Below are 24,269 nucleotides of genomic sequence, written 5' to 3'. Positions count from 1 at the left end.
TACTTTTTTCAGTTAAATCACCGGCTTTTGTTCAATATGTGCATTAATTTTTGCGATTTTAGGGTGATCCTTTAAAAATTGAATTACATCGCTACTGGATACCAGAGGATTTTTGAAGTACTCTGCAACAGCTTTAATGAGTTCATAATCTTCCTCTGTATCAAGCGTGATGCGAAGTTCTGGTGCTATGCGATTTTTTTGTACTTTATATGTAACAGACTCAAATTGTTCAGGAAACTCATAGGCATAATAAGTTACATGCTCGCGATGACGAGATTCCTTTCCAATTTCATGTATACGTAAAAGCGCTTCATAAGAAATAATCTCTACCGCTAATCCACGAGGCAGTTCACCATCAATTAATACAATATCTTTACGCTCCCGTTCCATTAATGCCAGCATCTCACTTGCCATTTCATAATCGACAAATGGACAATCCGACGTGACACGCATCACATAATCCGGTTTGAACTGCTTTGCACATTGGACGTATCTATCAAGTACATCATCTTCTGAACCACGATAATAATTTACTTGATGTTCTTTACACCAATCAGCAATCGCATCATCCTGCGATTGCGTAGAAGTAGCAACAATTACTTCATCGCCACCTTGAATTTGTCTACAGCGTTTGACATCATATGTTAATACATCAACATTTCCAAGTGGCTTCAAAATCTTCCCAGGCAAGCGGGATGAGCCCATTCTTGCTTGGATAATACAAATTGTTTTCATTATTTTCAACCCTCTTCTAAAGAATCGTTACTTCCCTCGTAAAAGAATTTATAAAGCTTTGTCCATCCCATACACCATCAAAATTGAGTGCCTGTCCAATAGGTACAACTCGATCAAGTCCCCTTGTAGGGATTTTCTGAACAAGCTCTATCAACTCTTCTTTTTCATAACCAAAATATGCAAGTGTTTGGTCTTTATCAATAATAATGGACGCGATGTCAATCAATTTATTCACATGATATTCGAAAAACACTCCACCACCACAGTGTCGTTCACGCACCTCAGGAGAAAAATCCGTTAGTTGAATTCGAGAAAAATATGTTTTGTTATTAATTTGACTAACTTCTTTATTTACTGATAGCCACAAGCTTGTGGAATATTTTAATACTTGATTTGCAGCCATTAGCTCATACCGCTTACCATATACTTTTCTTTCAAATGCTTTCCAAAAACGAGTCTTTGCTTGTGCTATTTTCTCCCCACTCCACACAACAAGCCTTGGAGATGAACAAGCCATTTGGTCAAACCAAAAGACATCATTATAAAATTGCTCAAGCAGCTGCTCTAGATTTTCTTCGTCTAATGTCAACACCACTTCAGATGAAAAAGCAGCTAATGAAAAACGATCGGGAAAAACAAGTTCGTTTGCCATTGAAGCTAAGGGGATTTGACGAATGGTCTGTACTGTTGTGTCTCCTCCCCAAACAACGCGTGTATGGCAAATGCTGCTCAATATTTTAGTGGCCTTTTCTTCATAACTGTATGTACATATTATGGTCATATTAGCAATTTTTTCAAATTCAGGTCTTGATAACTCCAATATAATTGCATCTAGCAAAGGATTCGATTTTTCTTTACTAGAAATTCGAATAATGTTTCGATTTCCAGCAAGGAGTGATAGCATCCATGAATAGACAAAAATCGTATCCACATTCGAAGGTGCAATATGAAATACTGTTCCTCGTGCTTTAATCACTTTCCCACTTTTTTCAGTTTCCCAATTTTCTTTCATTGACTGAACATTTGTTTTTCTTAGCCAAAAACCTAATGCAACAATTTCAGGTATTTGTCTATATTGTAGTAAACGCTTAGATAATGATTGTGTAAAACGAACAACCTCATCGTCAAATGGAGAAAGAAGTTGTTGATTCCCCAATTTTTTTAGCACAACTTCAAATTCACCATTTTGTGGCCAAAAAAGTTTCATCCTACACCTCCTCCTTGAAACGTATCACTACAACCGCGCAACTCTGCCTTCGGAATTCGCCCTGCAACATTAAAATATTTACCTTTCCAACCACAAGAACAGTCATCTTCGCCTAAAATCGTTCCTAAATCCTCAGTTAACAACGAATGACCTGGATAACTCTTCGGCAATTCGCTTAACACTTGAATTAATCCTTGTTCACCAAATGGTACTGGTTCAAATGTAATCGGATTACGTATAATCACATCCGCATAGCTCGGTGTATGTAAATATCCATGTGAACATTCGACAAAAATAGAACCAACTTGTTCAACCATTCCATAGTAATTGTGAATTTCACGAATTCCTAGCTGTTGATGAAGAAGTTGATTAAATTCCTGCGTATCCACTGCTTCATCCTTCAACTTTTTCCAACCGCCACCGTGAATTAAAATGCTATCTCCAAAATCAAGCTTTATCTCTTGCTTCAATGACTCTTTATAAATGTATTGCCAAATCATAAATGTAAACCCAAATAACAAAATTCGCTGTCCCGCATACTCTTTTAAATAAGACTGTAACCCTTCCACATCTAACGTCATATCATCGTTCAGTGCATAAAAATGTTTCCGTCCAAAATTTGAAAAACCTAAAATTCCAGCCCCTCTTGCACTAAAGGATTTTCGATCTTTCAATACAGATTTTGTATCTAAAATAATCATAGGTAGTCGCTTATTCCCTAATATCGGTTTCATGACTTCCACTAATGTTTTTGTTTGTGTCACTGACGTATCTTTATCTAAATATATTTTTGATACTTGTTGGCCTGTTGTACCACTCGAGGTTAACACTTTTACGACATTTTCTTGTGGAATAGATTTCAAATCCATTAATTTAAAAAGCTGTACAGGTAAATGGGGGACTTCTTCTAAGCAATTTGCTACTTCTTTTGCACTACTTTTTTCAAGCATCGCCTTATACTCAGGCGAGTTTTCTATATGCCATTTCGTTAAATCATTTAATTTCGCTAATAATTGCGATTCTTTTTCCGTTTTTGTCAAATGGTAAGGAATCGTCATAGACAAATCTCCTTTAGCGTTAAATAATCTACTTTTCCATTACTAAAGCGAGGCATCTCATCAATAATCTTTACTTTATAGGCTGTTCGATGTAATTTATAAAGTTTTTCAATCGCTTCTTTTACTTGTTCGACAACTTTTTCCGATTCAATCGCTACAATTAATTTATCGTCAGTTCCTGTACAAACCACAGTGGTATGTATTTCCGACTCTAGTTTTTTTTCCATTTCATCCAAATTAATGCGCAATCCAAATAATTTAATGAATCTCTTCATCCGACCAGTAATAGTGAAATAACCTTCATGATCCATTGTTACTGTATCGCCTGTATAAAGAAGACCGCCTAATTCATCACCTTTTGCTAAATCAGTTATCGATTCTGCATAACCCATCATGACATTCGGACCTTCATAAATGAGTTCAGATGTTTCATTATCCACACGAAGCTTACCACCAGGAATAGCAATCCCAATTGAACCTGCCTTATCTAATAGCCGTTTCGGTGGAATATATGACATACGAGGTGCTGCTTCCGTTTGTCCATACATCACATAAAAACGTTTACTATGTTCTTGCGCATATTCAGCAAACAGTCTTACAAGTTTTTCATTTAAACGTCCACCTGCTTGAGTAAGTGTTTTCAAATGAGGTAAATCCATTTTTGTAAAACCGATACGCTGAAGCATTTGATATGTAAATGGTACGCCAGCAATAGAAGTAGCCTTCTGTTCGCGGACAAACTTCCAAAACGACTTTTCCATTACGCTTTCTTCAGTCAATAAAATAGTGGCTCCTGCTAATAAATGACTATTCACAATTGACATACCATATGAATACGATAGCGGCAGATTCATGATTGCACGTTCGTTTTGATCAATTTGTAAATACTCAATGATAGATTTAGCATTCGAACGAATATTATCATAAGAAAGTCGTACAAACTTTTTGCTACCAGTCGTTCCCGATGTACTCAGTAAGATTGCTAAATCTGAATGAATTTCAATTTGCAGTTCACTTTGTCGAACTAACTTATCCTTATCATTTTCATATCCATTAAAATTATTTAACCCAACAATCCATTTAGGTTGATAATTCGAAACAACGGATTGAAGTAATTCATTATTCGTGTCTGCACTCATCAGCATTACCGCATGTCCACTATTAATAGCTGATACATAAGAGGATAAAATGTCAATAGCATTTCGACAAATGATTAATATTAGTTCTTTTTGCGAACTATTAAAACTCATCGAAATTAAGTCTTTATATTGATACTGATTTTCACTTGTAATGACTGCTATATAATCTTGTTCTACATTAAAAACGCTCAAATTATTCACTCCCCTCAAAGAAAAAGGCACGGTTTGACCATGCCATTGTCTACCTTTTTTCAACTTGAAAGCCCATTTGTAAGCGTCAAGTAGAATTGAACACTTTTTGCTAATTAATTTTGAACACTTTCGATTAAAACATACTTTGACGATGTTTCATTCTGTAGCTGTCTTCATTTAAATGAATGATTTCGACTCTGTGAAGTAGTCGATCTAAGATCGCTGTTGTAATTCCATCATCCCCCAATAATTCGCCCCATTCATCGGGGCTTTTATTAGAGGTTAATACAATTGAACTTCTTTCATAAAGATGATTTATAAGATGGAAAAAGAGATTTGCTTCTCTTTGATCCATCGCCATATACATCAAATCATCAATAATAACTAAATCAGAGGATTCAATGCGATTTAAAAGAACTTGAGATTTACGTGTGAATTCTCGTGATTTTAAAAGGTTTATTAGCTCTCCCATAGTCACAAACATAACCTGAAACCCTCGTTGAATTGCTTCAATTCCTAAACTAATAGATAGATGAGTCTTGCCTGAGCCTGGTGGCCCAAGGAGTATTAAATTGAACTGCTTTTCCATCCAATTTAGTTCCTCTAACTGGTTTAGTTGCCGTTGGCTTAATGACGTTTGTTCGGATAAGTCGAACTCCTTCAATGTCTTTAAATAGGGAAACTTAGCCCATTTCATACGTTTCTCTATGCTTTTTTCTTCCCGCTTTTTCAACTCATATAAAACGATCTCCTGAACGAATTCACGGTAAGTCCAAGATGCTTGTTCTGCTTTTCTAAGAAGGTTAGGCAATTCATGAGAAGTTTCTGTTAATCTTAGTTGTTTAAAGTAATCTTGAAGATTTTCTAAACTATCATTCATGACGTCACACCCCCTAAAATTTTGGTGTATGTCCTAATAGAACGCTTTTCTACTTTTATATTTTGAGGTTTTTCTCGATGAACTTTTGAGTTGTTTACTGGTTGTAATTCATTCTTTATTTTACTTAAGTATTTTGATACATCACTGAAATCATTAGCACTTAATAGCTGCTCATTCACACACTTCTGAAGAGCCTCATCAATAAATTCACCATATTCAATTGTTGCTTTTTGTAAGATGTCTAATTGATCTCGTTTATATCTAGGGTATAGGGCCATCATTTTATTAACATAAGTTGTTGCTAACTCAGTATTCTCAAACTGCCTAATAACCGTATCTTTATAAGCTTGAATACCTTTAGAACGATCTCTTCCATGATTTCTGTTTTTTATTAATTTCCCTTTTCCTATCTCCAAACGATGTTTTGCTAGAACTTCTCCACCATGATTTCGCTTAATGATAAGCTGCTTATGACTTTCTTGATCATCATAGATTTCAATTGCTACTGTATTAAGACCTTTAGGTCTATATGTACCAAGTGGAACTGAGTAGCGATTTGATTTGTAGATTATCGTGTTGTCTTTATTCACATTTCTTGTTAAACTTGATTCAATGGAGCTCTCATTTGAGAGTTGGTAAGAGACTTGCTTTAAGTGTTGCTTTTCGAGGAGAAACACTTCAGCTGGTCTCTTTTTTATGCCATTATGAACTTTATAATTACCAGTTCTTTTGAGCCATTCTAAACAACGCTCATTCCAATTCTCTATGGTTGAAAAAATACGACTATCTGCGAAATTGTACTTCACATATTTCACCACATTTTCAATTTTCCCTTTGGATTCAGGATCCGCTTTTCGGCATAAGTAAACTCTAAATTTTCGTTCTTTCTGATAAGCTTGAAACTCTCCAGTTAAAAGGATGTCGCCTGCGTTTTCACTAACTGTAATCAAATGATCTTGATCATATACAATTTCTTCTGGCATACCTCCGTAATACTGAAAGGCATTTTCATGGCTTCTAATCGTATCACGAGTTGTAAAGGGACGATTTTGCCATTCTACATATTTATAACGAGAATGTGAGAGCACAAAACAAATACAATATAACTTTACTTCTTTTTTATCTTTAGTTTTTTGTCTTGTTTCTCCCCAATCTACTTGCATCTGTTTACCCATAGGTTGTTCAACCACAGCTTCATACTCTCTAGTTTTCCTTGTTTTTTCGATTTGATATTCTTCTCGTAATTGATTTACATACAACCTCATTGTGCTTTCTCCAACAACGAAGTCAGGAAAACGTTCAAGTAACCAGTCTTGCATTTGTGCTGCACTTAAATGTGGATACTCCTGCAACCAAGCAACAAGCCAATCTTTATAAGAATCTAATTTTTTCTTTCTAGAACTCAACGAGTTCACCCATTCAAAAGCTTCTTCAGATGACATCTCTAAGTATTTATAAACAGTTGTACGCGATATTTTTAGTTGTTTTGCAATGTCAGTAACAGAGAATCCTTGCTTTACCATTTGATGAATTTCTAGATATAACATTAACTTTTCTTTCACCTTTCATTCCCCAATTCCTATGTACTATTTAATAGTATAAGAGAATTAAGTTAATAGTTGGCGAAAGTGTTCAATCTTATCTAGCGGTAACTGTCCATTTTATTTTAGCGTTTACACCATTCCTCTTTCTTCTAAAAAATCGAAGTCATTATTAAAATTCTACATCATACTTCACTAAAATCTCTTTCGCTTTAGCAAATGTGCTCATCTCTAAAACATCATCAGTATCAAGCATTGTATCAAATTGATCATCAATTTCAGCGATTAATGCCATATGTGCAATGGAATCCCATTCTGGAATCGCATTATATGTCAGATCGTCCGTCACTTGTGATTCGTCAATCCCTAGACTTTCTGCAAAGATTGTACGTAATTTTTGTTCATTCATTTGTATATCCCTACCTAACATTTTTCTATACCTATATTATCGGAAAAACTATTAAAACATTCACTTTTCTATTTATAAGATAAATTCAGCTCTATACTTATGGAACTTTGTACATTTGTTTCTCCAGTGAGATGATAGTAATTCAAAATATTCAACATCATGATATTGCCCATATTTATAAACATGTTCTTTAAAAGTAGCTGTATGCGTAAATCCATAATGTAAATGCATTTTCATCATACCATCATTTCCAGTCATAACTTCAGCATACAATTTATTTAAACCTAATTCAAAAAATGTAAAGTTATATAAATAAGGATGAATTCGACCTGCAATGATTGAATAATTCAAATCCCCAATATAATAACCAAATGTAGCCTTATGATGCATACGATCAATTTCATTTAAAGAAATTAATCCAATTGGCTGTTCTTCGTATTGAATTAACCAATAATACTGGTTATCGTCTTTTGATATCCTTTCAAACCACTTTCGTTGGTTATCCATATTCTTTTCGATATCCGTATACATAAATTGTGTGACATGCTCACTTGTACGCCAATTAAGTACAAGCTCTAAATCAGATTCTTCCAGCTTTTTAAAAGCTAACATTTTCCTCACCTCCAAAAAGAAAGACATGGTTTAAATCACCATGCCTCCATCCACTCCAATAACTTGACCGGTAACGTAAGAAGATAATTCAGATGCCAAAAATAATATCACATTGGCGACTTCTTCCGGCTTTCCAATACGCCCCATTTTAATTTCCGTTAAACGTTGTTGGTACTTATCTTCTGACAACTGTTTCGTCATATCCGTATCAATAAATCCTGGCGCTACTGCATTGACACGAATATTGTAAGGTGCTAATTCCTTAGCAGCAGAGTATGTCGCACCAATTACCGCTGCTTTGCTTGCTCCATAAACAGTTTGTCCAGTATTACCTGTTTTACCAATAATTGAACTAACATTGACAATGGAGCCAAATTTTTGTTTCATCATTAAACGTGAGGCATACTGCATATGAAAAATTACTGCTTCAACGTTAACACCGAATGTATTAGATACTTGCTTTTCATTGACCATTCCAAGAAGTGCATCATCCAATACACCAGCATTGTTTATTAATACATCTAAATGCCCTACATTTTTCTTAATCCAAGTAAATGCTTTTTTTATTTGCTCCGAATCACGGACATCGTAAGCGATAGTATAAATTTCCGCTTCAAATTGATTAGTTATTTCAGCTTTTAGTTGTGCTAAAGTATCTTCATCACGACCATGGAGGATTAATGTCGCGCCATAAGAAGCACATATAGTTGCAGTAGCTCGACCTATGCCTCGAGTTGAACCCGTGATGAATACTATTGTATTTTCTAATAACATATTACAGCTCCTTATCATCATTATGTTATTTTAAAAAATGTAGTGTACACTCCTATAAATTTTAACATAATAACCAGGCTAACAAATTCACCAGAACATAAAATTAGGAGTACCGTAATAAATTCTTTCTTAATTCACGTTTCGTAAAACGATATTGTCCTTCTCCATTTATTAACACTTTTAAATTATCAGTAACATCCATATAACCAGGAAATAATTCAAGTGCCTTCTTAAACAACTGTTTTGCTATAGAGAAATTCCCACTTTGCGCATACAAAACAGCACGATTGTTTAATGCCGCGCCATGCTCACCATTTAAAACTAACAGGTCATCAATATAGTGGGCCGCCTCTTTAAATTGCTTATTCTCAATATAAAATAGTGATTGAAGAAACAATTTACTTTGGGCATAATCATCTTCTGTAATTTGATTTAAATATTTAAATCCTTCTTCATATCGACCGTATTGATAAAGTAACGACACAAAATCTAGTATATTTTTTTGCTTAGGGAAATTTCTACACATTACTGCTTCTTTAATTTCGTCAATTGTATATATATCTAGAATGGCTTTCCCCGCCTGAGATGCTTTTTTTAAATCGGATGTTATACTCATTGGATGTCTACGAAAATACACATATGGTTTATCTAAATAGACAAAAGTACCTTTTCGAGACAAACGTAAAATAAACTCTGCATCTTCTGAAATAAGGAAGTTCGTTTTATATCCACCAATTTCTAACGCAGCATCACGATTTAAAAGCAATCCAGATGGGGTAATAATATAATTGCGAACTAAGAGTGAACCAAATGTTTCTTTAAATGGGAGTTGCTGTCCACGGTATTCGCTATTTTCGAGTATATTACCATCTGCATCTGTTTGTAAATACGCGGGGTGGACACAAACTGGAGCTGGATCTACATGGATATATTCTTGTAATCGCTCGATTTGACGTTTCAATAAATCCCGATGAATAGTATCATCTGCATCCATCATTAGTACCCAATCGTTTTTCGCTTCTTGTAAACCTCGGTTACGGGCAGCTGAACCACCTTGATTATGTGGTTGCCTTAATAGCTTTATAACAGGATACTGCTTACTATAGTGTTCAACGATTGATGCCGAGTTATCTGGTCCACAATCATCTACAACCAATATTTCATCTATTGGATATGTTTGATTGATTAAACTATTTAATGTTTCTAATATGTATTTTTCAGCATTGTATAATGGAATGACAACAGAAATTTTCATGCAATAATCTCCTATGTTTAGTATGGAAGTTTCCATTTCCCTTGCAATAATTACCTTTCTATGCAAGGTTAACAATTATTATAATACAAACAAACAACAAATGACTATGTCAAATGGTTTACCATTTCAGACATAGCCATGAATGTAAATTATTTAGATGCTAATTTCTTGTATAGCTTCAATGCAGTTGCAACTACTGCATCCATATCATAATATTTATATTCTGCTAAACGCCCGACAAGATGAACATTTGGTAAAGTATCTGCAAGTTGCTTGTACTTTTTATACTTTACTTGATTTTCTTCAGCAGTAATCGGATAGTATGGTATATTCTCTCCCTTTACATAGTGTTGCGGGTACTCCCTAGCAAGACTCGTTTTAGGATGTTTTTGCCCAGTCAAATGCTTGAACTCAGTAATACGAGTAAAATCATAACCATTCGGCGAATTTAACTGTCCTACTGATTGCTTATACTCTACGTCAAATATATCGTATTCAAAGCGTAAGGATCGATAAGGTAACTCACCGTAAGCGAAATCAAATAATTCATCAATCATTCCCGTATAGATAATTTGCCCTTCAAATGGTTGTCCAAATAACGTATGACCGTCCTTTGAAATCGTCATTATATCTTGGTAACGGGTATTAAACATCAGATGAATGTTTGGGTGATTGAGGATATTTTTAAACATTTCCGTATAGCCATACTTAGGTAAACCTTGATAAGGATCTTGAAAATACCGATCATCTCTTGAAACATACACTGGTACTCGACCTGTCACAGTTGGATCTAACTCTTCAGGTCCAATCCCCCACTGTTTCAATGTATAATGGAGAAACACCTTTTCGTATACATATTCTGCCAGAAACTTTAAATCTTTATCATCTTGTTCACGAAGCTTTAAGATCGGTACCTTAACATTATAGCCAAACACATCAACCAATTTTTTCTGTAAACGCTCAGCAAGTGCTGGTGGAAAAACGCGCTCAATGGTATTTAAATTAAAAGGAATTGGAACTTCTTGTCCATCAACTTTTGCAAGTACACGATGCTCGTAATGGTGCCATTCTGTAAATTGCGATAAATAATCCCATACTTCTTTAGAACGCGTATGGAAAATGTGTGGACCATATTCGTGAATTAAAACGCCATGCTCGTCGTAGCGATCATAGGCATTCCCACCGATATGTTGGCGTTGTTCAATAACGAGAACTTTTTGATTTTGTTGGCTGGCAAGGCGTTCGGCTAGAACGAGGCCTGCGTAGCCTGCGCCGATGATGATTGTATGGTACACGTTATCCCTCCCTCTATAAATGTTGATATATCAACGGTTTAACCCGTTTCAATCTTATTAATAAGTATTTTTTCTAGATTTATATCTTGGTATTTTACAGTACTTTAATTGATTTACAGTTTGGTGATAAGCTTCGCTAAAGCTAATTGGTAGTAATTAACTTTCAGTTCCAATATGTGATGCACATTGAATCTCTGCAATGCTTATAATGACGTGCCTCTACTTGGCGATATAAAAATACTAATTCTTCCGGTGACTTCCCCTGAATATCTACTGGCAAAGGCTTCTTTTCAAGAACTGCATCCGCCATCTTACCGAAGTTTTTTAAATACCTTCATAAATTCAGAGAAGAAGCAATCAATCCAATGTATAATGGGATTTTGGAGCGCATTGAGATCTACTGAATTTTCGAACGCAATGTTGTACCATTTCGTAATTCAGCTTCTACGCCTTCAAGTAGTCGTGAATATCTAAAGCGACCATCCCGCATTAAACGGGCGATGACAAGCGGATCCTTTTGTTCATTCTTCGTTTGGAGATGATCGTTTAACTTTTTTGAACGATTGACATGAAATGGATTCACCATCACAAAACTTAATCCCATAGTTCGTTAAAAACGCAGCTAGGTTCATCCAGTAGTGCCCAGTTGGTTCGAAGCCAACGAGGATGTCCTGTTTTTCATGTGTTGATTTTAAAGCTAGTAAGTGCGTATAAAACACTTCAATTCCATCCCGTGATTGTGAAATTGGGAAGGATTTTTTGGGAACACGCCCCGCGCATCAATCGCACAATCAATATCTTTATGCTTGGCGATATCGAATCTGATTACTAAAGTATTTTTAGAAACTTGATTAAATTTATAGTTCGTATAGAATTCATAACGTAAGTCTTCTCTGTAGATGTGCGAGTCAATTTTCCGGTTGACACTCAAGCATCATACAAGAGGGCTTTTTTTATTTCAAGTCCCCGAAAATCCTTCTAACAGGAATGCTCCTTAAATTTAACCATTTAATTTTACTATCTTAAGTTTACTAAAATCATTGCCATACAATTTCTTCAAATCTCCAACAATTTGATCTGTAAAAGTATTTGATGCAATAATAATTGTATCTAAATCTAACTTAATACTATCAGTAGGAGAGACAATTTTAATACTATTTAGAACTGTATCATGTAGTTTCTTATTTTTATCTATGAAACAAATTGGTTGTAAAGATAAAAATTGTAATGACTCAAAAATAACTTTCCCAATTTCTCCTGCTCCATATATACCTACTCTAGCACACTTATTACCATTTAAATGAATAGATATTTTTCTCAAATATTGAACAGGTTTAGTGTTTTTCATGTTCTCTACAGAATACATATTGTCTATTATAGAAAGTTCACCTTGTGGCCAACAAATTGAACTAGACAAATAGCTCGAATCCATTGCGTGTAACAGAACTTTTTTATATTCTGCGTCAAACTTTAGTTGTTTATTTTCAATTATTTTATGCATTGATAAACTTCCAAAGTTACTACTATAACTTAATAATCCTAAACTTTTAGCTTCTTGTTTTGTTGGATATTGTATTAATCGATGCAGCATTTGACCTAATTTTGAAAAATCAACTTTCTCTAAAAATTCAATATAATTCATAGATAATAAAATATTAAAGAAAAACAGTATCCCTTCTCTTATTGCTTCTCTATTTTTTATTTCATCATCTTCATATAGTAGATTCTCACAAACTGGTACAACATTAAATTGATTGCATTTATAATCTAATGTCGATCCCTTTAATCCCACAACTAGCTGTTCAAAAACATCGACGGCTCGAATTATATCATTTTTATAATCACAATTTTTTTCACCATTAATATATGAAGAAATCCACATTCCATCAGCTAATTTATTGACAATCCCATCTCTTGATATTAATAAATAATGCTTTAAACGGTATTTTTCTGTCTCAATAATTTTTTCAATATTTGATTGAATTGTACCGTTAAATCCGATATCTATTGTAGCAATATTTCTATGCTTACCTAAATTATCAAGTATATATTTTTTTATTAATGTCAATTTACTGTTCTTTAGTTCCTTAATATTAATAAGCTTTTTATACTTCTCCTTTATTTGCTCATATACTTTTAGATCCAAAGATTTTAATTCATATAATGTCTTCTGTCCATGTACTTTATCCATATATGGAATTTCAAACAATTTGAATAAATCATTAATACTAATTGCAATTCCTTCAAAAAAATTTAGAATGTCTTCAATATTATTATCATCTGATAGAGCAGGTATATAGGAAGACTTTCTTGATATATATAATGGTTTAATTTCCAGCGATTTGTTATTACTAAATTTTGATACTTCCTGAAGCATTTCGCTAAGTAGCTCCCCTTCTCTCATAAGTGGGAGAACCAATGTAATTCCTTCTTCGATTAAATTTTTATATACTTTTAAAATATACATGCTTAACAATGGACCAGCTATAGTGGCGCCCACTTTAAAAAAGGGATTATTTATTACCGTTTTTGTACTTTCAACTGCTTTTCTTATCATATAAAACTCGTCAGAATTTTCCTCATAATAAAGACTTTCTAAATCTGTTGGATTTTTCAAGTTAGTTGCTAAAATATTATAATGAATTGTTTGAAAGCCAAGTTTTTCAGCCACTGAAATATTTTGTTTATTATTAGAAATATATAACACTTGTTTATTATTCATCAATTTAGATGTCGATATCTTTTCAAGGAAAGATATGATATTACTTTCACTATTTTCAAAAAAGTCTCGATAGATATCTGAATACAAGTATTCCGAAAGCCCTACATGCTTGAATAGTTCCTCTAGCTGTTTTTTACTATAGGGAGTATTTGCCGTAAGAAAAACTGATTTACCCTCGTCATGTAAAGTTTGAAGTAATGTATACACAAAAGGATTAAGGTAACAACTTTGTTTATTTAATTCTAATTCTAAATCCAATAAACAATCCCTTTTAACCATTCTTAGCGGAAATTTTTTGAATATTCCTTTTAAAGATGGTTGTATTTCCTCCTGTAATTCTTTATGTTGGAACTTCATACGTAAGTTTAAATAATATTCTTCTCCCATTTCAATTGAAAAAATATTTTTTTTAAGCCCACTTCTATATACTAGTTTATGTAAATCATTCGAATTTTTATATTTCTGAAAAATCAATGAGTCAAATAAGTCAACTACTACATATGAAATATTCGTAATTTTATTACTTATATCACTTAAATAACTATCTTCTTTCCAAAGTGGAGTAATCACAATCTTCCCCCTGCCTACTCACTAATCAAATCCGATAATTGTTGGTAACTTTTTACCTTTATATCTTTGGAGTATTGTTTTTTCTATATCTTGCTTAAAAGCTTTTGAAGCAATAATAATTAAATCTATTTTCTCACTTAAATTCGAATTACCTATTACAGGTACACCATGAAAACCGCTACTCATTTGTTTATAATTCCGATCGATGAAATAGCTAATATGCAATTTAAATAACTGTGATATTAATAATATTTTCTCTCCTATTTCACCAGCACCATAAATACAAATACAACGATACTTTTTTATTTCAATATTTTTTAATAAATTATAAATCTCTACATAATTTGAATCTTTTAAGCATTCTTCTAAATACTTTTGTGTAAAATAATTAGGACTCCTCAAAGCTACAACACCTTGTGGCCAATATATTTCATGTATCGAATAACCATCTCTATTTGCTAATAAAAATTCATCTATACCTTGCTGCTCAAGTACTGAGAAATCTTTTTCTTGTAAAATCGACTCACTTCTAGAGTAATGAATTTGATCATCTTGTATAAATGAGCCTAATAATCTTGCTTCATCATAGGTAGGATAAGTAATTAATCTATAAAATATTGTTATTATTCCATCTAGGTTATTTAATAGTTGGTGCTTAACAGGCTGTGTCTTTTTAAATTTTAACCACGCTTTTTGGAACTCTAATATGCCTTCCCAACAAATTGATTGATTTACTCTTTGTTCCTCTGGATAATGTATTCCATTAGAGATTATTTCGACCAAATTTTGTCTTTTAAAGATATAATGACTTGTTCCTGCTTCTACAATATTTGTTACAGCTTCAATAATTTCGGGACTTCTAAAAAAACTCTTAACTTTCATACTTTGATTTGTCATATAACCCATCCATGAATAAAGCTTATCTCCATTTACAACTTTTTTTAGTGCTGTAAATCGGCCAGCAAAAATCAAATGAATTGCTTTTTCTTTATCCCCTAGTGCATTATTAATTTGAGTCTGTATAGTACCGTTACCTCCTAGGTCAACCGTTAGAAATGAGTAACTATTCGTCTCGTTTTCTAAATAGTTCCTAAAAAGGTTTTTTTGCTCAATAATGTTATTCTCGACGGCTTTTTTTATATCATCGCCTAGTAGATATTGTTGGAGATGTTTATACAATGTAGTATCAGCTAAATTTATTGTTTTAATCTCTCCTATTTTTAAAGTACTATATTGTTCAAAAATAGTATTCTTTATTTCTAATAATAAGAGATTAAATAAATCATTAATAGACAAAAAATCTCTTTCAAGTAATTCTGTAACTACTAGTTCATCAAACGTAGTTAAGCTTGGTAAGAATGTAGCTTTTCTTGAAACATAAAGCGGTTTAACAACAATATCAAGGTTCTCATCCTGGATATTGTTCTCCAATAATTTTTTAAATAATGCCCCTTCCCTCATCATTGGTGCAATTTGTTTAACCTTCATCTGTTTTGCATAATCAAGAATCCATTCACAATATAGGGCATAAACTGGACCGAATATTTGAGCACCTATTTGATACCACTTTAAGTTATCTCCCTTATAGTTAGTTGTATTTCCAATCAATTTCCTTAAAGACCTTAGTTCATTCAAGGGAGCTTCAGTTAGTGCTTCCTCAATTTTATAAATACTAAATATATTTTCATTTATTACGTTGTAGTAGATTGATTTAAGTCCATTTCGTTCCGCTTGGATCACATCAGAATTATAATTATCACCTATATGTAATATTTTTTCTTTCGGAGTATTGTTGTAAAAGGATAAAATATGTTGGTATAAAGAACCATTACTTTTTGTTTTATCTAATTCCGATGAAACAAATACTTCATCAAAAAGAGTTAAATCTATTCCTATTCCAATTAACAGATCTTCTATCTGTTCTTTTGATAAATACATATCAGATGTTAAAATAACTTTCTTCCCTTGGTGATAGGCGCTTTTTAGTAATGAATAAACATTTTCATTTAATATTAAATTCCTTTTTTCTTCTAATATCTCTTGCTCCATTAAAAACATTTTAATTTCATTATCAAGCGGAACTTTCTCAAAAATATCTTTAAAAGTAATTTCTTGTTTATGTTTTAAATAATTCCTAGCATTTTCTTCTACAGATTTTCTCAACTCTTTGTAACTTTCTTTAGAGAAAGGGAAAGAAAGATGAAATTTCTCTTTTGCAGATTGTCCAACTTTTAAAAAAATATCACTAGGTTCCGCACAACTTCTTAATACTAAAGTATCAAATATATCACTACTAATAATCTCATAATCACTAATTTGGACGTTATTTAACATTTTATCTTTTTTGTACAATTCCATATATATCGCTTCCTCTATTGTTGACTTTATAATTGAGGTGAGATAATTCTATTTTGTGCAACTCCCATTTCTCGTAATAAATACTCTATTTCACCCAAACTATCACTTGCAATCAGAATTTTATCATCCTGTCTAGTATTTGTTAGTACTTCCTCTAAAGGTGTGCATATAAGTCCTTCAAATTCAAACGACTTTTTCGAAAGACTATTAGTAAAACCGATTACATCATAGTCATCCTTCATACGTTGATAAAAATACTTCCCCTGTTGACCAGTTCCAAAAATAACATAACGATCAGTCTTATTTAATTTTAGTGATGAATAGAGGTATTCTTTTATATTTTTACCAGAGTCTAGTGATAGTAATCTTTTTCCTTTTTTTCTTCTATAGAGATTAGTTTGCTCTAAAATAAAATCTCCATACGCTTTATACTTTTCTTGACTCTCATACCAATTGTTGGATTCGTGAGCTCGGTAACATCCTAAGGATTCATTTAAGGAAAAAATATCAAATTCATTTAAAAACATACATTTTAAATACCAGTCTGCACATACTTTAAATCCATTATCTTGGATAGGGAAAACAAATGCTACCACATCTTTAACAAACGAAAGACCAGATGTAGGAACATATCCTCCAAAATTATAATTTTCCCAAGCATATTGTTGCTTTTGAACTTGATCCTCTAATATTGTAATTTTTTCTTTATTATTAACATTTAAATTGTGCTGAATAGCAGGATATGTTTGATGATATTTTGCGATTTTCTCTAATTTATTGGAGTACCAATAATCATCTGCATCTAAAAAAGCTATTATTTCTCCTCGCGCTAATTTAAATGCATTATTAAATGCTACAGCCTGCCCACTATTCTCTTGTTCAATTACTTTAATAACATCAGGGTAATTTTGTTTGTATTCATAAATAATATCTAATGAATGATCTGTTGAGCCATCGTCGACTATAATAATTTCATAATTATTATATGTTTGATTCAAAACAGATTGAATAGCATCGGCAATATATTTTTCATAGTTATAATTTGTAATGATGGTAGATATTAAAGACATTCTATTACCTCACAGATTTTATTATTAAACCTCTTTTTATTATCATAATTAGATGTATAGGACTTAAATTATTTAGGTCCTTTGTCAAATGTTGGGGTAACACACGAGAGATCAAGGATACTTGTTTAAAAGAAAACCATCCCTGCCATACATTTCTTCCGAAGCGTAGCGAGGAAGGAATGTATGGCAGGTCGCGACTTAGCTCCCTCTAACCAACATACAACCCTATATTTTTATACATGTGACCTAATATTATTTTCGCCTTAAAGTGCTCATATCTGCGGAATCCATAAGCATTCCGTTTGAGCACTTTTGTTTTATTATTAATTCCTTCTAAAAATCCATTTGAATAACCAAATACAAAACTATTTAAAATTTCTATTTGCCAATTCTTTAATGTTTGTATACTTTTTAAAAAGCTTGGAATGTTCAACTCTTCTACCTTCCGGTAAAATGCTTCTAATCCTTCTTTAACCTTCTGAACATTCTTTTCCTTTTTTGCTTCTGTAAACCACTGTTTATACAGTTCCTTTAGCTCATAAGCCTTTTTTAACTCAGGTGATAAACTAAGATAACGATTTAAATACCAACGCTCTTCCTCAGATAGTTTAGCGGAATTCTTATGTAAAACAAATCTCATTTTCTTAGATTTCTTACGATCATAGGCATGCATTTCTTTTTGAACTTTTCTTCGGACATCATCTAAAGCCCAATGAATATAGCGACAATAATGGAATCGGTCCGCGACAATTATCGGTTTTGCCAAGGCTTGCTGAACAGCCGCTTTAAAACTTCCGTTCATATCCATAACGACGACTTCCACATCTTGACCATATTTTTGTAAATATGTTTTTATCGTTTGTAGTCGACGATTCGGCAGAACATCAATTGGTTCATGTGTTTCAGCATCGGCTATAATGAGCTGATATTTACCTGCATCCGTATCCCCTTTATATTCATCAATGGCAATTGCTTTTGGTAATTTAACACCCTCAGGTAATGTCGCTTTGGCTTGTTTGATAAATCTGCGTAAAATCGTTGAGACGGATGTACCAAGAATGTTTGCCGCATCTTTAAATGTTTTAGACTTCACGGATTGAATAATCATAGCTTGATTTGCTTCTCTAGAGAATCGTTGATATCGCTCGAAAAAAAGGCCCTTTCGGCAAAGCGCTTACCACAATGACAACGATAACGACGACATTTATAGATCAGCTTCGTTGAACGTCCCCAAAACGAAAGGTGACCAATCTTTCGCATTCGATAATCATGTATTTTAGTCGTTTTATCTCCACACATTGGACAGATATGTTCTTTTACAGGCATTGAAATATAGACTAGGATACGATTTTCTTGTTCAATGATTTCCTCAATATTTACACCTTTTAATCCTGGCAGTTCCATGTTAATATTCATCATACAGCACAACTCACTTTTTTCAACTTGTTTCTAGTCAATTCAAGTATAGAAAAATAGGTGATGTTGTGCATTTTCTTTTTCATAAATTGTAGGAAAACCCCAACAAATAATATAGAACCATTATTTATAATTCCCTTAATTTTTTACACCTATCGATGTCTTAAATTCATTAAATACGAGAAAAGAACTGAATTTTATCAGTTCTTTTCTAATTGTTATATTTTTAATATAAAAATAAATAATACCTACTTATTGTAATTTGTGTAAATATTCTATTCTACAAAAATTCTTATATTCTTTAAGTCCATAATTCTTTAATTGTTTTGATATATCTTTATAATACATACTAGCTATAATAATAAAGTCATTTGGACCACTTTTACACTTTTTAGGATCATATACCTCGATTCCATTTACCGAAATCCCCCATAAATCAACATTATTATCATAAAAGCCTTTAATCTTCGTATTCTGCTTTTCCAATATTTTCAATGTTTCCTGACCAGCTTTCCCTGATCCAAAAATGTAAATATTATTCTTACTATTAAGATAGCTTAATTCTGGGTATTTAACATAAGAAAGGCCTGTTATATTTAAATAATAAAAATACTTTTCTTTATATGGATGATCGCAGAGCCAATGCCATGGTTTAGATGGAGTAGTAAAATGAATAATATTGGGCTTTTCAATAATTGTATCAATATATACTTTGGAATATCGTTTACAGTATTCTTGGTAGTCAATCCAAATACCTTTGACTAGATTCCACTCAAGTGGAATCCTTTTCCATTCACCTTTTAAAACACCATTTAATATGTCTTGATCTGCTAATAACAGCTTATCTTGATTATTTTTGGCAAAGACCAGACACTTTTGCAGAAATGCATCTTCTCTCCACTTTTTCAAGTTTATTATCATAACACCAGAATTAAAGTAATCTAAAGAAGAATTTAATTTTAATAGTATAGTACTTGGTTCAAATATTTCATTTACAGCAGCTATATAATAATCTTCAACATCAATATCATATAAATTAGCAATATTGCTGTTAACTAACAAATCAGAGTCAAGATATATTACTTTATTTATAGAATGGGGCAAAATTTCTGGAATTAATAGTCTATACAATGCTTGAATTGTTAAGTGTTCTGCTTGAATTTTAATATCTTCTAATAATTTATCTTCAATAGTATAAAAAGAAACTGATACATAATTATATTTTTTAAAAACTTTATTTACTAATTGCTTATCTTCATTTGTTAAATCGTTATTAATAATATGGAAGTGTATTGTATGATTTGTATTACTCACAACAGACATTGCCATTACACAAAAATGTTGCAAAAAAACCGAATTGATAGAACATACTATATTAATTGACATTATATTTTCCCTCTAAGAATAATCTATTAAAGTAATTTTAAAATATTAGGTTTGTTCGCATTTTCTTTATAATAACATGATAATTCATTAAAAATTTCTTCTTTGTATACAACTGAGGCTATTATAATCAAATCTATATCTTCAGGAATGCCTGACATATCACAAACGGGTATTTCTCTTATAATATTTTTATAATTTTTATCAACAAATAATGTAACTTTAATATCTAAATATTTTAATATATTATAAACTTGTATACCAATTTCGCCAGCACCATAAATTGCAATACTTCTATAGCATTTAAGATTAATTCCCTTTATAATGGCAACTATATGTTTAAATATCTTAGAATCTTCACCATAAATGATGTCTAGAAAATATAATGGATTATCTAAAGTAACGATTCCTTCTGGCCAAAGTATCCTTTCTTCATGTTTAGGTTTTTTTTGATGCGATAAAAAATTATAATAATCTTTATTGTTAATTTTCCCCTTTTCATAAGGTTCTATTAACTTTCTTGATGACGTATAAGTAACGTGATCTTCAAAAAAGAAATTTTGTAAACTTTTTACTTCCTTGAAAGTTGGATAACTTATAAATCTCTCTACAATATTAAACAATTCATTTGAGGTAAGTTTAATTTTTTTATGGCTTAATTTCAAAAAATACTGTTGAAAATCAGCTATTCCATTCCAAATGATTTCTTGCTTTAAAAAGCAATCGTATGAATAGTTTGTTAAACTTTTTACTGGTTCAACAATTCCAAATTCATTTCTTTTATAATAGTCTGTTCCAGGTTCCATTATACTAGTAATAGCTTCAAGTACTTCTGTATGTCTCGCAAAAATCTCATTCAATTTAGAAAAGTCATTTTCAAATCCCATCCAAGAGAAAATTTTTTGACCGTTTATTATTTTTTCTAAGGCCTTTTCTGTTCCATATACAAATAGATGGATAGCTTTATTAGGAAACAAAATATCAATATTACTTTGAATTGTCCCATTACCTCCAAGATCAACAGTAATAAAACTTTCATTACCGGATATTTCAGTAATATATTGTTTTAAGTACTGTTTTTGCTTTTGAATATTTTCTTTTATTGATGAAAATTGCTCATCCTGAAGGAAGTAATTTTTTAACCTTTGAGTTATGCTTTGTTCCTCACTTCTTATTAAGTGACATTCTCCTAAGGTATTATATTTATAATGCTCGAATTCTGTATTCTCGATTGGTAATAAAAAGAGATTAAACACATCATATAAAATTAAATTCTCCCTTTTTAGCACTTCATCAATATGTTTTTCTGTTAATTCCTTAATTGACGGTAAATAAGACGCTTTTCTTGATATATATGTTGGGGTAACTACAATATCAAGTTTCCGATCATCTACTATTTTTTTTATAAGTGTTGATAATAGCATTCCTTCACGCATTAAAGGTAATACTTTTTTTATATCTTTCTGTATAGCTTGTTCCACTACCCATTCAGCAAAAGCAGAATAAAAAGGTCCGTATACTTCCGAACCAATTTTGTATAATGCAAGGTCATCTCCACTATATTTTGCTGTATGGGAAACTATTTTTCTTAAAGATCGAATATTGTTAGCACACTCATCTGAAATTTTCTCCTCTAATTGATAGATACTAAGATAATCCTCGATTATTGGTGGGTAGTAAACTGCATGCATTTTATTTTCCCTGGCCTGAAGAAAATCCGCATAGTAATTATCACCTATATGAAGTATTCTATTAGATGGTACATAAGAGTAATCTTCTAAAACAAGTTTAAATAAGTTACCATTATGTTTTGTTTCATTATTTTCAGAAGAAACATAAATATTGTGAATCATTTCTAAATCTAAATTTGTATGCTTCAATATGTCCTCTATTTGTTCACGAAATAAATACATATCTGAAACAAGAATAATTTTTCGACCTTTACTATAACATTCTCTAATAAAAGAATAGACAGATTCATTTAAAAAAATATTTTCCTTCTCTACTTCAAGCTCTATTTTTTTTAAATACTCTCTAATTTCACCATCAAATGGCATGAATTCATAGATATTATCGTAGTTAATTTCATTTTTATTTAAATATACTTTTCTTGCTTTTTGCTCACTTAACTTCCGAACCTCTCTAAAAGTTTTAGAAGAATATCCAAAGGCATCACCAAATTTATCTATCGCTAGTTCTCCAACTTTAGTAAATATATCTTCAGGTCGTGCACACATTCGAAAGAGAAGTGTATCAAAGATATCTAAGCTAAACATCTCATAATCTTCAATATTTATTTTTGATAAAACTAGGTCATTTTTATAATTCACAATATCCACCTACTTAGATTAAGTCATCAAATAAAATTACTTCTATATTATAATTCTCTTCTATCTCATTCTTGATATCATATTTCTTATCAGATAATATTCCCAAAATAAGAGTATCTATACGATTTTCTTTTATATTATCTAATTTATATATTGGTAAATTATTCATTCTCAAACCTTGATCACCGATTTTATTATCAATTAAGTAGGATATTGGTATTTTTACTACTTCTAATGTTCGAATTAAATTGTAAGTACTGTAAAGAGTCCCTAATATCGCTATTTTCTTGTTTTGGAGAATTTGAAGCACCTTTTCCATATCAAAAACTTCGTATGCTGGTGTTCGTTTTTTATATTCAAAATTTTCCCAGTCATCCCAGATTTCTTTTCCTTTATACGAATAATAATCACACAAACGGAAAAATTGACTAGCATAAATATTCTTAAAAAGATTCATATTATAAAAATAGTTAAGATTATTATATGTAATTAGTTTTTCAGTCCAATTTCTCACTTCACTAAATTTAATTTTATTTTTTACTAAACTGTTGAAATCACAAAGTGAATAGTGAACTTTAATTTCATGTTCAGAAGGGTACAGACCCATTTCATTTAGAAGTTTAATACGTGCAAGATTAACTAAACGCTTTTGGGGAGTGTCCTCTAAATCTAATGTAACTTGAGCATTATGCCTACGATACAAATATAAAACTTTCTGTATATTTGTCATTTTCACATCATCTGGCATTCTATTAAAAAATTCTGTATCCTCTGCTGAACTAAAAAATTCATCATAATAAAGCAAACCTTTATCTTCAATTTTTTTTCGACGTATCATAGAGGTCGGTGCTTGTTGATTCCAAAGTAACCTATTAGCTTTAATATAATCATTATCTTCGGGGAAATACCATATTTCCCCTAATCCTTCCTCAGAGAAATGTTGATAATGACAACCTACAATATCCATTTCTTGATTCTTTTCAAGGAAATATAATTGTTCTTCGAATTTTGTAGGTAAATTTATATCATCTGAATCTGAGTTAACAATAAACTCCCCTTTAGCATGTCTTAATCCCGTATTTCTTGCAGCAGAAATACCTTTATTACTATCATGTTTAATTAATACTATTCTTGAATCATCATAAGAGTTTATTTGATTAATTGTATTGTCAGTTGATCCGTCGTCGATGATTATTAATTCAAAATCCTGATATGTTTGATTTAAAACACTATCTATAGCATCGTTGATATAAGCTTCTCTGTTGTAGACAGGCATAATAACACTTATTTTAGGCACATAAACCATCCTTTGTTATGAAGAAA

18 protein-coding genes and 1 pseudogene are annotated in these 24,269 nt (G+C 31.8%); all 19 read right to left on the bottom strand.

Translation table 11 applies throughout. The annotated features are described in order from the left end of the window. Nucleotides 1–12: 12 nt before the first annotated feature. The 19 genes and pseudogenes from CRO00_RS01440 to CRO00_RS01350 all read right to left on the bottom strand — a co-directional run bounded on the left by CRO00_RS01440 (nt 13) and on the right by CRO00_RS01350 (nt 24,243). The gene (locus CRO00_RS01440; protein WP_097071866.1) at nt 13–735 is read right to left on the bottom strand and encodes a cytidylyltransferase domain-containing protein; all 723 of its coding nucleotides are present in this window, start codon (nt 733–735) and stop codon (nt 13–15) included. Between the two features lie 16 nt (nt 736–751). Further along, entirely contained in the window at nt 752–1,942 is a 1,191-nt protein-coding gene (locus CRO00_RS01435; RefSeq protein ID WP_097071865.1) for an acyl-CoA reductase, read from the bottom strand. Then, entirely contained in the window at nt 1,939–3,000 is a 1,062-nt protein-coding gene (locus tag CRO00_RS01430) for a LuxE/PaaK family acyltransferase (protein ID WP_097071864.1), read from the bottom strand. The genes CRO00_RS01435 and CRO00_RS01430 overlap by 4 nt, the downstream gene beginning before the upstream one ends. Next, nucleotides 2,997–4,340 carry an AMP-binding protein gene (locus CRO00_RS01425; RefSeq protein ID WP_237658288.1) on the bottom strand — a complete coding sequence of 448 codons (1,344 nt, stop codon included), beginning with the start codon at nt 4,338–4,340 and terminating at the stop codon, nt 2,997–2,999. Before CRO00_RS01425 ends, CRO00_RS01430 begins: the two co-directional genes overlap by 4 nt. Nucleotides 4,341–4,464: 124 nt before the next feature. After that, nucleotides 4,465–5,211, bottom strand: a complete 747-nt coding sequence (gene istB / locus CRO00_RS01420) for an IS21-like element helper ATPase IstB (protein ID WP_097071863.1) — start codon at nt 5,209–5,211, stop codon at nt 4,465–4,467. Further along, a complete protein-coding gene (gene istA / locus CRO00_RS01415; RefSeq protein ID WP_202615610.1) occupies nt 5,208–6,758 on the bottom strand; it encodes an IS21 family transposase in 1,551 nt (516 codons plus the stop codon). The genes istB and istA overlap by 4 nt, the downstream gene beginning before the upstream one ends. Before the next feature lie 166 nt (nt 6,759–6,924). Beyond that, entirely contained in the window at nt 6,925–7,161 is a 237-nt protein-coding gene (locus tag CRO00_RS01410) for an acyl carrier protein (protein ID WP_097071861.1), read from the bottom strand. Nucleotides 7,162–7,233: 72 nt separating this feature from the next. Then, a complete protein-coding gene (gene pseH / locus CRO00_RS01405; protein ID WP_161946593.1) occupies nt 7,234–7,773 on the bottom strand; it encodes a UDP-4-amino-4,6-dideoxy-N-acetyl-beta-L-altrosamine N-acetyltransferase in 540 nt (179 codons plus the stop codon). A gap of 30 nt (nt 7,774–7,803) precedes the next feature. Further along, nucleotides 7,804–8,565 (bottom strand): SDR family NAD(P)-dependent oxidoreductase, encoded by a 762-nt coding sequence (locus tag CRO00_RS01400; protein WP_237658287.1) that lies wholly within the window; start codon nt 8,563–8,565, stop codon nt 7,804–7,806. Between the two features lie 85 nt (nt 8,566–8,650). After that, nucleotides 8,651–9,802, bottom strand: coding sequence for a glycosyltransferase (locus CRO00_RS01395; RefSeq protein ID WP_161946592.1), 1,152 nt, complete (start codon nt 9,800–9,802; stop codon nt 8,651–8,653). A 149-nt stretch (nt 9,803–9,951) separates the two neighbouring features. Further along, on the bottom strand, nt 9,952–11,097 hold the full coding sequence (glf, locus tag CRO00_RS01390; protein ID WP_097071857.1) for a UDP-galactopyranose mutase: 1,146 nt from the start codon (nt 11,095–11,097) through the stop codon (nt 9,952–9,954). Between the two features lie 397 nt (nt 11,098–11,494). Next, complete coding sequence (locus tag CRO00_RS01385) at nt 11,495–11,701, bottom strand: IS110 family transposase (RefSeq protein ID WP_097071856.1); 207 nt, start codon at nt 11,699–11,701, stop codon at nt 11,495–11,497. A 396-nt stretch (nt 11,702–12,097) separates the two neighbouring features. After that, nucleotides 12,098–14,389, bottom strand: a complete 2,292-nt coding sequence (locus CRO00_RS01380; RefSeq protein WP_097071855.1) for an LbetaH domain-containing protein — start codon at nt 14,387–14,389, stop codon at nt 12,098–12,100. 21 nt (nt 14,390–14,410) lie between these two features. Next, on the bottom strand, nt 14,411–16,747 hold the full coding sequence (locus tag CRO00_RS01375; protein ID WP_097071854.1) for an HAD family hydrolase: 2,337 nt from the start codon (nt 16,745–16,747) through the stop codon (nt 14,411–14,413). 26 nt (nt 16,748–16,773) lie between these two features. Continuing rightward, entirely contained in the window at nt 16,774–17,817 is a 1,044-nt protein-coding gene (locus CRO00_RS01370; RefSeq protein ID WP_097071853.1) for a glycosyltransferase family 2 protein, read from the bottom strand. Between the two features lie 208 nt (nt 17,818–18,025). Next, a pseudogene (locus tag CRO00_RS01365) lies at nt 18,026–19,233 on the bottom strand (ISL3 family transposase). Between the two features lie 252 nt (nt 19,234–19,485). Next, nucleotides 19,486–20,619 (bottom strand): glycosyltransferase family 8 protein, encoded by a 1,134-nt coding sequence (locus CRO00_RS01360; RefSeq protein ID WP_097071852.1) that lies wholly within the window; start codon nt 20,617–20,619, stop codon nt 19,486–19,488. 26 nt (nt 20,620–20,645) lie between these two features. Then, nucleotides 20,646–22,946: an HAD hydrolase-like protein gene (locus CRO00_RS01355; RefSeq protein WP_097071851.1), complete on the bottom strand. Its 2,301-nt coding sequence runs from the start codon at nt 22,944–22,946 to the stop codon at nt 20,646–20,648. Nucleotides 22,947–22,959: 13 nt separating this feature from the next. Next, complete coding sequence (locus CRO00_RS01350) at nt 22,960–24,243, bottom strand: glycosyltransferase family 2 protein (protein WP_161946591.1); 1,284 nt, start codon at nt 24,241–24,243, stop codon at nt 22,960–22,962. Between the last annotated feature and the right edge of the window lie 26 nt (nt 24,244–24,269).

This window comes from Ureibacillus xyleni (assembly GCF_900217795.1).
Lineage (GTDB): Bacteria > Bacillota > Bacilli > Bacillales_A > Planococcaceae > Ureibacillus > Ureibacillus xyleni.
Note: the sequence above shows the minus strand (reverse complement) of the source record. Positions and strands in the feature narration are given on the sequence as shown.